The following is a 13,671-nucleotide window of genomic DNA, read 5'->3' on the forward strand; positions in this document are numbered from 1 at the left end:
CCCGTTAAATTTTGCCTTTCCTGTTGTTAAGCAGTCTGAAATATTTCTTCAAGTTCACTAACACCTCTGATGAACTTATTTCTTTTATCAAGTAGAGACACGCATTCTGCCATTCGAGTACGAGATCTCAAAAAGTTACACACTTCATCCACCGCTTTGCAAAACTGATGAACTGCTTTAATCCAAGGGTAGGGTGATAGCGCTTTTTGACTGGACTGTGACTTTGCTCAATGAGATTCTCAGTGCAGGGGCGAACCTCATGCTCTGCATTCTTACCCAATTCTTCTTCAATAGCAGGAGGTTAGGACGCCAAGCCATCTGTCGCGACCTTATTGGGTGGATTCTCGTGCAGGTTAGTTCGAATTTGTTCTGTAAAATGAGGCAGAAATCTTTCTTTCCAATCCCGCACGGTTTCATGGGCAAATTCAAAACCTCGAATCCAGAAGTACTCGGCCACATCCCGATAGCTATGTTTTTAGCGTACTCGGACTAGGAGAACCTGAAATACTATATTTGTAGGGACCTCAATAAAATTGAAGGGAGTGCCTATACGTTTGTTGTAACTCCTGCAACACACTTTGCATCGAAACCGAACATATCCAAGGGCAGTCTTACTCTGAAGAAATGAGACTCGGGTTGAGCGGCAATGAGGACAATCCATTAAATACAGATAGAGTATGACTCAGGGACAGCACTCAGCCTGTCGGGATGGAAGTGGTTCCTCCATTCTGGGAAAACAGCCCTGACAGTTTCCTCCCAGCTGCTTAACCCGAACTCAGGTTAGCTAGATAGAACGTGGACTCTTCCAACAATTCCCTCCGTGCTAGGACCCTTCTCAAAGTAAGAATTTCAAACACAAAAGCGCCAAGAGTAACAAGGCTCTCTTAGCGCTTTTTTTGATGCCAGACAGTCTTTTCTACAAACCTAAGTCAGCCAAAATATCAGTGGCATGGGTATCCGTATTAACGGAAGTATAGACTTTATCGATTTGGCCTTGGCCGTTAATCACATAGGTGACACGCTGAGCATACCCACCACCATCAACGTCGTAGGCCTTCATTAGACTATGGTCCACGTCAGCGAGTAGGGGAAACGGCAGATTGAACTTACTGGTGAAGTCTTGGTGAGATCCTTCATCATCACCACTTACCCCAAAGACCACAATATCTTTGCCTTGGTAAGCAGTGTAGTTATCACGAAAGCTACAGGCTTCTTTGGTGCAGCCCGGCGTATCGTCTTTGGGATAGAAATATAGGACAACCGTCTTCCCAGCATAATCGGCAAGGGAAACCGTGTTGCCATTGGTGTCTTTAGTCGTAAACGCAGGAGCAGCAGTACCAGCGGTTAAAGCCATAGGGTTTCCTCACAAAAACAGGATAAAAATCTGGATGGTTCACTCATCCCTGGCTAAAAACCAGAGATACCCAAAGTAGTGTTACATATTTTTTCTTACTTGGGGGGGATGGTTGCAGTGGGGTAAGGAATACGTTTGTGGTGAAACTGCATCCATACTTCCACAAACACCTCTGCTAATACATTTAACTCATCTCGGGTGAGCTGAGAATCCACGAGCTGGTTATCCTGCCAGCGGGCTTTGAAAATTTTGTTGATGGTTTTTAGGGCTAAGTCTGGGGTCGCATCTTTGAGGGATCGCAACGCCGCTTCGCAGGAATCCGCCAGCATTACAATCCCTGTTTCTCGGGATTGAGGAACGGGTCCAGGATAGCGAAAATCAGACTCTTGAACCGGATCTAGCTCAGGATTGGCAGACGCCTGCTGTTGAGCCTGATGGTGGAAAAATGCGATTACCATCGTGCCCTGATGCTCAGGGATAAAAGCCTGTACAGCGGCAGGCAAACGACATTTACGGGCCATCACCAGCCCTTCGGACACATGCTTCTTGATAATCTCGGCACTCTGCCAAGGGTCGTTGAGCAGATCGTGTTTATTGGTGGTGTCCCGCTGGTTCTCAATAAAAAATTGGGGGTCATGCATTTTGCCAATGTCATGGTAAAGGGTTCCCGTCCTCACCAATTCGACATTACAGTCTAATGCACTCGCCCCTGCTTCCGCCAAAGTGGCCACAAACATCGTGTGTTGAAAGGTTCCAGGGGCTTCTCGGGACAACCGTTTGAGCAAAGGTCGATTGGGATTCGCCAATTCCGCCAGTCGAATGGGGGTCACCAGGTCAAACACATGTTCGATATAGGGGCTGATACCCAAGGCCACAATGGTCCACCCTAACCCCACTAACCCTTGAATCAGAGACAAACCCAAAATGCTATAGACCGGGGCTCCTGCCAAAGTCATGAGGATAAACAAAGCCACCCCTTGGGTAATGGCGACAATTACCCCTAACAGGGCAATCTCTTCCCGAGAACGTCGTTGGCGCGCTACAAGGCTGGCGACCAAACTCCCCGCAGCAATCGCTCCTAGCTCGATAAACCCACTACTCAGCCCCAAGGAAATCAAGCTCGAAAGAATAACGACGACTGTTGCCCCCAGCACCGGCCCATAAAAACTACCCACCAGTAGGCCAACCGCAGGCAAACTGGTATATCGCAGAGCGGTCGTCCAAATCAGCAGGGATGCACTAGCCGACAGCATTAACACCAACACATAATCCCGCCGATCAAATTCAAGGCGACAGCGTCGTTGGACGACTAGAAATACAGCAATCCCCCCACTGACGGCCGCCATCGTCCCAAATAAGCCCAGCAAGTTGATGCCCCGTCGACTCAGACCAAAATGTTCGAGTAAGGCAAAGTCAGCTTGGGAAATTCGCTCACCGGATTTAACAATGACCTCATCTTTATCAATAGGAATCAGAATGGGAGGAATCTGCTCCGCAATAATTTCTCGCTGACGTAAGGTACCGGTGGGGTCAATACTCAGGTTGGGTTTGAGGACGTTGGGCAATAACTTGATGCCCAGGGCTTGAACTTTGGCAGGATAGTCCTGGAGTTGGACCTTAATGGTACTTCGCATCACGGTCCCAGGTAATCCTGGAGGAATCCCTTGGGTAAGAATCCGTTTTAACGCCGTCCGTAGCCTTTTCTGGGCCATTGCCCACTCGGGTTCTGTAAATTCTAAAAGGGTCCGGCTGGAGAATCCTTGTAGACGGGGAGGAACCTTACCTAAAGCAGCCTGATAGTCTTGCTGGGCCTGGGTGATACTCCGCATCAAGGCAGACCATTTAACCCCATCTTTTTCTTTGGCTCGATAGGTCCGCAGGGCTTTAATTGCCGCCTGGGCATTCTTGGTTTTTAGCCACGCCGTTGAGGGAGGGGTCGTGGCATTGACCTGCTTCAGGAGGGTCTGAAAGTCTCCGGTATTCTGTTGCCGTAGAAAATGCTGCACCCTAGGGGATAAAGTCTTAATCGATGTATAGGGAAACTCGCCAGCGGACCCTCGGAATTTTTGGATATCTGCCAAGTAAGAATCCAAATCCGCTTGAATAGCAGCCGTTTGAGATGGATTAACCATATACACGCTCACCGCATTCCGAAAGGCGGCTTCACGAGCTGCAGCCGTGGCAATGGGATCGGCGGCTTGGGCAGACTCTGGGGCCTTAATCGTTTCTGGGGCAACGGTACCAATCGTGAGTTGCGGCTCATTATAGAATCGATGGCCGATCACGCTGGTTAGAGCAGCGACAGATACCACAAACAATAGAGGCGATTGCTGCTTGAGAGACCGACGAGCAGAACGGTTTGAAGGAATACGTGACGCGGCAGAGGAAGATAACCAACGGCTCAGACGTACCTGCTGAGAACGGAATAATTTCTTCATTGGATGGTTAGGCGACTAAGGCATATAGGCCATTCAATTGGGAAATATCCTGAAGGCAGAAGTCAGTAGTGCTGGCATAACGGTGTTCCTTGATTTGTCCACAACTGTTGTTCAAGTCCTTCAATTATAGTCAAATCACTCATTGATACTACTGCCCATGGTTTTTGTACCCCTAAACTGGAGCTGAGGTCGGCTTTTACATCTGGGAGTGAAAGCGGCAGGACTACCCACGAGGCCGCAGGACGCCTGGTGCAGAAATGGCTGTTTGCTCCAGGGGGAGGGCAATGATGTCATCGCTCAAATACCCTGACCAAGCCGCCAAAAGCTGATCCGCTTGGGCGAGGATAGAGGTACGAGCCCCTGATGGGGTAGAGAATGCTCCTTGCCAAGCCCATGGAATGGCATGAACACCGTTAAATACGCCAGACAAAGCGCCAGTAATCAAGGCCACAAGCCGAGGGAACTGGGGTAAGGTCAGAGGCCGGGTCACCGTCAAGGCAAAGGTATCCGCTGTACTCGACCAGCAGTAACAGGCCATGGCTAAGGCAGTTGCCAATGGTGAAGTCTCAGGAGATCGTTTCGCATTGACTTCGCTCCACACCCTAGAAAGACTAGATCGGGTCTGAAGGAGGGTCTGCACTTGTTGTAGCTGAGTATGCAAGGTCGTTCCAGAGAGGAAATCCTGGACCAGCAGTTGAGAAACCAGGGTTTGAGGGTTGGCCTGTTCCTGGCAGAGGAGTGCGATCGCAACCTCAATACCCAGCATTTCTACTTGCAGATCAGGACTGGCTTCTCTCAGTCGATGGTCACAAATATAGTTTTGAAGACGAGGTAAATTCTCATGGTAAAACAGAGCTGCTGGTAGCATCTGGGCAATTAAAACAGCTAATTGAATTTCGTCCTCAGGAGTGGGAATAGCTATGGTAGGAACTTGAGACTCGTTTGCCCCTTGACTTGAATAGGCAATTACCTCGGATTGGCCTAAGGCAAGCGCTTCACACCATTTCCCTGACTCTCTGGGCAACGAAACGTTTTGCCCTGAAGCCAAGGTACTGTTTCCGTGTGAGTCGTCCTGCCCATACCCATGGGCATCTAAGACGGCTACTCCCAAAAACAATCCTCGGAAACGGTCAATCAGTAACTGCTGCATGCACATCGGGGCAACTAAACGCTGCCATTGCTTAATCTTTGCTCAGCATAAGATAGATCTATTGCCAGTAGATTGGGGAAGGTTCCATGAAATATTTAGGCAGTTGCCATTGTGGCGCGATTCAGTTTGAAGTTGAAGCTCCCAAAGATCTCCAGGTCGATGCATGCAACTGCTCTATCTGCTCAAAAGCAGGATTCTTGCATCTGATCGTGCCTCAATCCAAATTTAAGTTACTGAAAGGACAAGACACCCTAACGACCTATCAATTTAATACAGGCGTTGCGCAGCATACCTTCTGTCGAGTTTGCGGCATCAAGCCGTTTTACATTCCTCGCTCCAACCCCGATGGCTACGATATCAACGTTCGCTGTCTGGATACTCAACCTGACTCCATAGAAGTGGTGCCCTTTGATGGTGTCAATTGGGAGCAAAATGCCCATAAAGTGGCCCATAAATCCCAGGAGAATTAACCTATTCCAGGATTGACTAGCTCACTTCAGCATCTCGATGACGCCAATAGGATGCTTTTTCCGCTTCTAGCTGCTCAATCGTTTGTTGCAGGGTTTCAATAATTCCGTACATCTCCAGGGGGTCAAATACCTTTAACAAACTAGTTTGCGTGACAATGCCCAAATCTTGTCCCCAATTCCAGGACACCACTAAGCGTCGGACTCGTCTGCGCTGCATTTGCTGATGGGCAGACCATAGGGAATCCCCAGGATTCAGCAAAAATAGCGGAGAACTCATCACCTCTGACGCCATAATTCTGCCAATATCAAACTGCATTGCCTGAAATTGGACAATATCTCGCTCGGTGACGATACCAATGGGCTTAAGGCCATCATCCGGTGCAGGTTCTACAATCACAACGCAACTCACCCGATGTTCAGCCATCAACTGGGCCAGGCTGAGCACTGAACAATGGGGAGGAGCATGAATAACGGAGGTGGACATCACCTCAGACACCCGGCGCAGCTTTAACAGATTGGCAGGTCGCAACACCCGGCGCAAACTACTAGGTTCGGTGATGCCCACGAGCTTGTTTTGGTCATCTAAAATCGGCAAATGGCGAATTCGATACCGCCGAAACAGAAACATGACCGCAAAAATATCCTTAAAATCAGCCAAGGGCAGAGTCTTGACGGGATGGGCCATGACATCGGCAGCAGTGATGCGATCGCAATCCATGCCAGCGGCCGCAAAGCGGACAATATCTCGCTCCGTCAAGATGCCCAAAATCTCCTGGTCCTGCATAATCAGAGCACAGGTGGGTCGAGTGGTTTCCGTTTCCACATCCCCAGAGTCTTGGGAAGATGCCCCCAGTTCACAACAACTAAAGGGGGTTTGGCTCATCCGGGCAATCACATCTACTAACGCCGTTTCAGGTGCCAAAATTAAGGGCTGATAATTAATGGCTTCCTCCAAATTAGGAGTACCCACCATCGGATCATTTTGCTGCATCAGTACACACACCCAACTGGACAAATCCAGATCACGAGAGGAGTCATCGGATCAAATCAGCCTGGTTTAAGGGGCTTGGCTCCTCCTGAAATCCGAGCCGTTTTGCCATACAACCGATCTAACACTCGCTTAACAGAAATACGCTTCCACGAACGCCCTCGCTTGGTCTGATAGCCATTTTGATTGAGCCAATCAGCGATCTGCTGTAGGGATTTACCAGATTTGTGATGACGACGAATCAGATCAATAATCTCCGTTTCCCGGGGATTATCCACCAACTCCCCGTTATGGGAAAGCTGGCCAAACGGAGGAGAACCATATCCTGCATACCCGCCCTGAGCCGCCTTCGCTTGGCGACCTTCATTGAGCCGACGGCTCACCTCATTGACATTCCATTTCTCAGCAGACATAGCGGATTCGTTGAACTCAGAGGAATGTTACAAGAAAATACATTTAAATCATATATGAAAATGAATACACGCCCTGAAGGTGTATATTAAGGGAATGTTACACCTCTTTCGCCATAAAACTTATTGGTTAACAGTTTTAGTTCAAAAAGGTCTTAAAACTTTTTGGCAAAACACTAAAGCAAAAAACCAAAGTACCTGGTGACATCTTAATTCAAGTTGAGTAACATCACTCCTCCTTTCGCCGTATAGACGCAGTTAGAGCTTTCTTCGATCAACCTCTTAGTTAAGCCTTATGGGCCAGCTGAAATTTCTATCACAGCTCATAAGGCGCTCCCCTCTTGATCGTTGTCCACCTTACCTATCAAACTTACAAGGATTTCATTTAATGGCCACCTATAACGTCAGACTGATCAATGAAGCGGAAGGCATCGACGCAACGATAGCGGTCGAAGATGATCAGTATATTTTTGACGCAGCAGAAGAGAATGATCTGGATTTACCTGTATCTTGCCGATCAGGGGCTTGTTCCAGTTGTGCCGGCAAGGCCATCTCGGGAGAAGTAGACCAATCCGATCAATCCTTCTTAGATGATGACCAAATGGCGGCTGGATTCGTGCTGACCTGCGTTGCCTACCCTGCATCAGACTGCACGATTCAAACCCACCAAGAAGATGCTCTACTTTAGGTTTTGAAAAGATTATGAGTACCGTAGCTTACATACAAGACAACGAGTTTGAACAGTTGCTTAAGGATGAGTCCATCCTTGTGATCGACTTTACAGCCACCTGGTGTGGTCCCTGCAAACAAGTGAGTCCCATGATGGACAAATTGGCCACTGATTATGATGGTCGAGCCAAAGTCACCAAAGTTGACGTTGACAAGAATAAAGGTATTGCCAAGCAATTTGGCATTCGCAGCATTCCAGCAGTCTTAGTCTTTAAATCGGGCGAACTCGTCGAAACTCTGGTGGGCATGAGTCCCTATGAGAAATTTACCAGCGCTGTGGATAAACACCTTTAAACCGTCGATCCATTCCTTTCGACCAGGATATACCCATGAGTCAAATTGGCACGAATACCACCCAAACCATTTGCTGCCCTCAATGCGGCTCCCCTGCAAGGCGGCTGTATTTTACGAGCTCATATCCGACTCATCTCAAATGTCCTGGTGGCCTAGTTAACCAGGTTGAGTGTCCGAGTTGTGATTATTTAATGGTGTCCTGCGCTGTTGATGGTCAAGTCGTCGAGGCCTATGCAGAAGGGATATCCACCTATCATCACTCCACTCAACCTGGCTCTCCAGACAAGCCTCCCTTACCCATGGCCTAGGGGTTAACGCTAGTTCAGTCAGCCTTTCTAAAACCTAATTCAATCACCATTCCTCAGGAGTCAATGCCATGATGCGCGCAGAAGAAATCATGACCCGAGACGTTGTTGCCATTAGTGGCTCAGCAACCGTCGCCGATGCCGTCAGCAAGATGAAAGAGAAAGGTCTTCGGGCTTTAATTGTTGAGCCTCGGTATGCAGGTGATCCCTATGGGATGGTGACCCAAACCGACATCGTCTACAAGGTGGCAGCCTTTGGGTATGACCCCAAAAAGATGAAGGTCTACGAAGTCATGACCAAGCCTTGTATTGTCGTTAATCCTGATTTAGGGGTCGAATACGTCGCTCGTTTATTTGCCAATACAGGCATTCGCCGTGCCCCAGTCGTTAAAGATCATCTCCTCGGGGTTATTTCCATTAGCGATATTCTCAAAAAGAGTGATTTTGTCGAGAAACCCAAAAGCAATTTTGAACAATATTGCGAAGAGTTCCCCAATGCTCCTGAAGCCCGAATCTACGAAGACTAGGGCAATACTCACAAGGCTTATCGCCGAGACAGCTTGAGGATCATGGCACGGATAATGTCGTTCAACTGATTATCCCCCTCCCGTTGAGCCTTAAACCCAGCAGTTTGTAATTGGCGGAGGCCCGTTTGCTGATCGCCTTTCAAGCTGCTGAGGAGCCCCTTATGAATATCAGTGATGGCTGAGTTAAATGGAAGTTGGAGCTGTCTGATTTTCTCCAGCTCGGCAATCGTTTTGGCATAGGCAGCCGAATTGCTACCGTTGGATTTATCCTGCAAAACCCGAACAACACCTTTCATCACCTTCGCTTCCGCTAATCGGGGATTGAATGCGATCGCACGGTCCAATGCAAACATTGCCCCCTGGTATCGCCACAGCTGCAGTTCTGATAAGGCCTGCCGATAGAGGATCGTGGCATCCAAAGGGCTGAGAACTAGAGCCTGCCGATAATCACTGAGAGACCCCGATGTATCTCTAGAATTCGCTTTCACCACTCCCCGCTGTACATAGGCTTGGGTATAGTCTGGATTAAGCTTGATCGCCTGAGTCAGATCCTCAATTGCCTTGAATGAATCTCGTTGCCGATAGTGACCCAGACTGCGGCCATAGTAAGCTTCCACATATTCAGGATCTAGCTCTATAGCCTCAGAAAAATCAGCAATCGCCCCTGCATAATCCTTACGCTTGAGTTTATCCCCCCCTTGCAAATAAAAATCTGCTGCAGTGGGTTCCTGCACATCTGGCAGAGGATCAAGCGTTCCTAGGTTGAGGGATGTGAGGGTTAAGGGTAATGAATTAAGAAAAGTATTGATAGGAATCCCTAGATTAAATCCAGTTTTGATATAGATATCAGGATTGGTTGCTTCATCTTGAGGTTGAATCGTTTCAGTATCAGCTCTACCATGAATGGCCACCAATCGACCCTGTTCATCCAAGACAGGACCACCACTCATACCGGGCAACGTACTGTTGGAATAAACCAGTGAGTAGCCATCTGCCAGGGGTTTCGTGGCATTAGCCGTCACTTTCCCTTCTGTAAAGTTGTAAATCGACTCCGTCAAGGCCAGGGTTTGGGCTGGAAAACCTGCCACATAAATGGGAGTCCCTTCTGGGGCATCATTCACATTACCCATCTTGGCGACTGCATAGGTTTGGGAACTTGAAAATTGAACAACCGCCAGATCCACCCCTTTAAATTTCTGGATACTGGAAGATGTAATCTGATGAGTTTGCTGATCAGGAGTTTGAATATCGTAGGTATTAGGCAGATCAACCACATGGGCCGCCGTGGCAACGGTGTAGGTGTTGCCCTCCTTTTTGACAATCACCCCGGATCCTAAACCGCCTGGACTGCTAATTCGAACCGTGACATTTTTGGCAAGTTTACTGACTTCCGCTGAACTCAATGCCTGAGCTTGGGGCTGGCACCAAACCAACGCGGCTGTTGTACCAAACAGGATTGTGGAGAAGTGAAGGGCTTTATGCATAAATCAAATTGACGAAAACAATAGACAAAAAGGTTCGAGCGCCACCTAAAAAGGAAGGCCACACCAATGTTTAAGGGTTATCTAGCACTCATAAATCGATCTTGAGCAAGGTTGCGAAGCTGCTTCAAATGTTCCTGTCGTGAAACCGATAACGGAATCATGCCTTGAATCTCTTGAACCAGTAACTCCGTATCCAAAGGTTTCTCTACATAGAGCGCGCGATAAAGCGCTGCCACGACCGCCTGCTCGATTTCAGCACCACTATAGCCTTCCGATGCCTGCAATAGAGTAGGCATATCAAAATGGCTGGGATCTTGCTTACGCAGCATCAAATGAATACGGAAAATCGCCCCTCGTTCTTGCAAATCCGGTAAATCCACATAGAAAATCTCATCAAAACGGCCTTTTCGCAGCAGTTCTGGAGGAATTTGGGAAATATCATTGGCAGTGGCCACCACAAATACCTCTTGGGACTTTTCCTGCATCCAGGTTAGGAAGAACCCAAACATTCGCCGACTCAGGCCCCCATCTGAATCAGACCCTGTAGCCCCCAAGCTTTTCTCAATTTCATCAATCCAGAGAACGGCAGGAGCCATAGATTCTGCTAAGGAGATGGCTTTGCGAAAGTTCTTCTCAGATTCCCCCACAAATTTATCGTAGAGACGACCTGCATCTAACTTCAGTAATGGCATTTTCCATTCTCTAGCGATCGCTTTAGCTGCAAGAGATTTGCCGCATCCTTGAATCCCTACAATCAAAATTCCCTTCGGTGGAGTTAGGTTCAAAGCTTTAGCGGCGGGACTAAATCCGACCTTGGCTCGTCCCAGCCAATTCTTGAGATTCGCAAACCCACCCCATTCCACACGATTCCCCTCGACCGGAAGGTAATCCAGCACCCCACCCGCTCGGATCAGTTGGGCCTTGCGATGGAGAATACGCTCCACATCGTCTGTGGTCAATTTGCCATCATCCAAAGCCGCATAGGCCAGCACTTGTCGGGCTTGTTTCAAGGTCATACCCGTCATGGCTTGAACAAGGGCCTGCATATCCTGATCTTCTAATTCCACGATGGTGCGGTGTTTATGTCTCATAGTCCGCACCACTTCTTTCACTGTCCGAGACAGCTCATCGCGATCGGGCAGCTTCAGGTCGTAGACCACAGCATCATGCTCAATTTCCCTAGGTAGCTCAATATTGTCTCCGGTCAACACAAAGGCAGACCGTTTTTGAGAAAAGAGCTGAGCCGCTTCCCGAAAGTGGCGGGCTGTTTCTGGATCTTCAAAATGTTTGCCGAAATCCTTGAGCCAGAACAATGCCTTAATAGACATATCCTGGACATGTTTAAGGACCGCTAAGGGTTCGGCAGTATTACCAATAGCAGCAGGTTTGAGGGTGCCAGGTGGCGCATATTCATTTACCCAAGGCGCATTAAAGGTGCCAGGAGACCGAATCAGGCCCTGAGCAATGCTCCATTCAAACATCGGAATAGACATTTCCTCCGTCGCTTTCTTAAGAAGGGTTTGAACCCGCTCTTCCTCTAAAGTTTCAATTACTATGACGGGGTGATAGGACAGGATTAAGGTCTGAATGTCTCGTACACTTACGGATAAGGGCATAGCCAGAGCGCCAACCAGGAAAGGATATTATTCTCAAGATTCCCGAATACAAGGATTTTGCTAAAGGCAAGCCTATGTAGCCTCCTTACTAATGCAAGATTTTTAGCCTATTAGACCACCAGCCAGAATCTAGATTTGGTAGAGTACTAGACGGAGACAGCAGGTCTGGGAGCCATTATGCAACATCTATCGTGGATAAAATGGGGCAAAACAAGTTGCCTCACCGCAGCACTGATGATGAGTGGAGCATTGATTGTGCCAGCTCAGGCTCAAGGAGATAATCCTGGTGCAAGTGAACTCCTGCCGACGGAAATTGATGAGCAACCCCTGCGTCTACCCACGAAAGATCCCAAAATACTGAATCCTGATCCGAAAATACTGGACGTACCGACTGCATCGCAAGATGTCACTATTGATCCGGACCTCGATCAAGCGATTACATTGGAGCAAGCTTTAGAGCTGGCTAAGCGCAATAATCGAGATTTACAGGTTGTGGAATTGCAGGTCCGCCAGTCAAAAGCAGCATTAGCAGAAGCCAAAGCCGCAGAACTCCCAACCATCAGTGCCCAAGCGAGCCTCAACCGCACAGATTCTGCAACATCACGGATCATCAACGAGCAGCAAGTAGAAGCCCAAGTCGAAGGTATTGAAGATCAAATTCAGCAGCTACAAGCCCAATTACCTGGGGCAAATGCAGCTCAAACAGCGATTTTAAATCAGACGATTCAAGGATTGCAGACTCAAATTCAAACCATTCGGGATCAGCCCCCTCTTTTTCCTTCAGTCAGCAATCTGTTCAACACTAGCGTTCAGCTAAACTACGATGTCTTCACTTCTGGACAACGCTCAGCTAGCATTCGCGCTGCTGAGTCTGCCCTTAAGGCCGCTGAAAAATCCCTAGAAACCCAGTTACAGCAGCTGCGCCTAGACGTTTCAAATGACTATTACGATATGCAGCAGGCCGATGAGTTGGTCCAGATTGCCAAGGCAGCGGTGAAAAATGCTGAAGAAACGTTGGATAATACTCGGGCCTTGGAACAGGCAGGTTTAGGCACTCGATTTGATGTTCTACGTTCAGAAGTCCAGCTGGCAAACCAGCAGCAACAGCTCTCTCAAGCCCAAAGCCAACAGCTCACTGCTCGACGCCAATTGGCTCAGCGCTTAAGCCTCAATCCCAAAGCAACTTTATCGGCTGCTGATCCGGTCAAAATTGCCGGGTTATGGCCCATGTCCTTGACAAATACGATTGCCAAGGCCCAACAGAATCGGTCCGAACTTGGTGAGATATTAGACCAAAGACAAATTGCCCAGCAGAATGAGCGATTGGTTAAAGGAAGTTTTGGCCCCCAGGTTAGTGTAGCTGCCAGTGGGAATTTTGCGGTTGATTTGGACGACTTGACTGATGCCTTTGGCTATTCCCTGGGTGGACAGGTTACCAAGTTATTGTTTGATGGAGGCGCGACCAAAGCCAACGCCCGACAGCAAGCCCTAGGGGCAAAAATTGCTGAGACTCAATTTGCCAATTTTAAAAATCTGGTTCGGTTCCAGGTCGAGCAGAACTACTTTACCTTACAGTCCAGCTTTAAAAATATTGCGACCAATGAATGTGCGGTGATCCAAGCAGAGCAAAGTTTAGAGCTAGCTCGATTGCGCTCCAAAGCAGGGATTGGGACTCAACTTGAAGTCAGTAACGCTGAAACAGAACTCACGCGAACCCGCAGTAATCGCTTGCAGGCAATCATTGACTACAATCGCGCCTTAATTGCCCTGGAGCGTTTTGTCGGCCATCGACAACAGCAGGCCAGAGTCGGTGAAGTTCCTTCCCCTGGGGAAAAACTTTGCAATCAGGCTTAACGGGAAAGCTTAAATTTCTTCCTCATTGCTGCGTAATCTCACAATATTCATC

The 13,671-nt window shown here is 48.4% G+C and carries 13 protein-coding genes and 1 pseudogene; 6 read left to right on the forward strand and 8 right to left on the reverse strand.

Features of this window, described 5'->3' with window-relative positions; translation table 11 throughout:
• Positions 1–26 precede the first annotated feature (26 nt).
• From AM1_RS44680 to AM1_RS24625, 4 genes and pseudogenes are all read right to left on the reverse strand, one after another.
• A pseudogene (locus AM1_RS44680) lies at positions 27–661 on the reverse strand (DDE-type integrase/transposase/recombinase).
• Between the two features lie 255 nt (positions 662–916).
• The gene (locus tag AM1_RS24615) at positions 917–1,354 is read right to left on the reverse strand and encodes a peroxiredoxin (protein WP_010481058.1); all 438 of its coding nucleotides are present in this window, start codon (positions 1,352–1,354) and stop codon (positions 917–919) included.
• Positions 1,355–1,449: 95 nt separating this feature from the next.
• On the reverse strand, positions 1,450–3,792 hold the full coding sequence (locus tag AM1_RS24620; protein WP_238549067.1) for an HD family phosphohydrolase: 2,343 nt from the start codon (positions 3,790–3,792) through the stop codon (positions 1,450–1,452).
• A gap of 223 nt (positions 3,793–4,015) precedes the next feature.
• Positions 4,016–4,942: a hypothetical protein gene (locus tag AM1_RS24625; RefSeq protein WP_012165633.1), complete on the reverse strand. Its 927-nt coding sequence runs from the start codon at positions 4,940–4,942 to the stop codon at positions 4,016–4,018.
• An 86-nt stretch (positions 4,943–5,028) separates the two neighbouring features.
• Between AM1_RS24625 and AM1_RS24630 the strand changes: the two genes are divergently transcribed.
• Entirely contained in the window at positions 5,029–5,412 is a 384-nt protein-coding gene (locus tag AM1_RS24630; protein WP_012165634.1) for a GFA family protein, read from the forward strand.
• 16 nt (positions 5,413–5,428) lie between these two features.
• On the opposite strand, the gene AM1_RS24635 is transcribed toward AM1_RS24630, so the two are convergent.
• Together AM1_RS24635 and AM1_RS24640 are read right to left on the reverse strand one after the other, a co-directional pair.
• On the reverse strand, positions 5,429–6,403 hold the full coding sequence (locus tag AM1_RS24635; RefSeq protein WP_012165635.1) for a CBS domain-containing protein: 975 nt from the start codon (positions 6,401–6,403) through the stop codon (positions 5,429–5,431).
• A 56-nt stretch (positions 6,404–6,459) separates the two neighbouring features.
• Positions 6,460–6,813: a recombinase family protein gene (locus AM1_RS24640; RefSeq protein ID WP_012165636.1), complete on the reverse strand. Its 354-nt coding sequence runs from the start codon at positions 6,811–6,813 to the stop codon at positions 6,460–6,462.
• Between the two features lie 385 nt (positions 6,814–7,198).
• On the opposite strand from AM1_RS24640, the gene AM1_RS24645 reads away from it, so the two are divergent.
• The 4 genes from AM1_RS24645 to AM1_RS24660 all read left to right on the forward strand — a co-directional run bounded on the left by AM1_RS24645 (position 7,199) and on the right by AM1_RS24660 (position 8,665).
• The gene (locus AM1_RS24645) at positions 7,199–7,498 is read left to right on the forward strand and encodes a 2Fe-2S iron-sulfur cluster-binding protein (protein ID WP_012165637.1); all 300 of its coding nucleotides are present in this window, start codon (positions 7,199–7,201) and stop codon (positions 7,496–7,498) included.
• Positions 7,499–7,512: 14 nt separating this feature from the next.
• Positions 7,513–7,833, forward strand: a complete 321-nt coding sequence (trxA, locus tag AM1_RS24650; protein ID WP_012165638.1) for a thioredoxin — start codon at positions 7,513–7,515, stop codon at positions 7,831–7,833.
• A 35-nt stretch (positions 7,834–7,868) separates the two neighbouring features.
• Positions 7,869–8,141: a hypothetical protein gene (locus AM1_RS24655; RefSeq protein WP_041660475.1), complete on the forward strand. Its 273-nt coding sequence runs from the start codon at positions 7,869–7,871 to the stop codon at positions 8,139–8,141.
• 68 nt (positions 8,142–8,209) lie between these two features.
• Positions 8,210–8,665, forward strand: a complete 456-nt coding sequence (locus AM1_RS24660) for a CBS domain-containing protein (RefSeq protein ID WP_012165640.1) — start codon at positions 8,210–8,212, stop codon at positions 8,663–8,665.
• A 17-nt stretch (positions 8,666–8,682) separates the two neighbouring features.
• Here AM1_RS24660 and AM1_RS24665 read toward each other — a convergent pair whose 3' ends face one another.
• Together AM1_RS24665 and AM1_RS24670 are read right to left on the reverse strand one after the other, a co-directional pair.
• Positions 8,683–10,149 carry a tetratricopeptide repeat-containing S1 family peptidase gene (locus AM1_RS24665; protein ID WP_012165641.1) on the reverse strand — a complete coding sequence of 489 codons (1,467 nt, stop codon included), beginning with the start codon at positions 10,147–10,149 and terminating at the stop codon, positions 8,683–8,685.
• Positions 10,150–10,226: 77 nt separating this feature from the next.
• Positions 10,227–11,765, reverse strand: a complete 1,539-nt coding sequence (locus AM1_RS24670) for an AAA family ATPase (RefSeq protein WP_012165642.1) — start codon at positions 11,763–11,765, stop codon at positions 10,227–10,229.
• A gap of 177 nt (positions 11,766–11,942) precedes the next feature.
• On the opposite strand from AM1_RS24670, the gene AM1_RS24675 reads away from it, so the two are divergent.
• A complete protein-coding gene (locus tag AM1_RS24675; RefSeq protein ID WP_012165643.1) occupies positions 11,943–13,619 on the forward strand; it encodes a TolC family protein in 1,677 nt (558 codons plus the stop codon).
• Positions 13,620–13,671 lie beyond the last annotated feature (52 nt).

Origin of the sequence: Acaryochloris marina MBIC11017 (assembly GCF_000018105.1) — a bacterium.
Classification (GTDB): Bacteria; Cyanobacteriota; Cyanobacteriia; order Thermosynechococcales; family Thermosynechococcaceae; genus Acaryochloris; species Acaryochloris marina.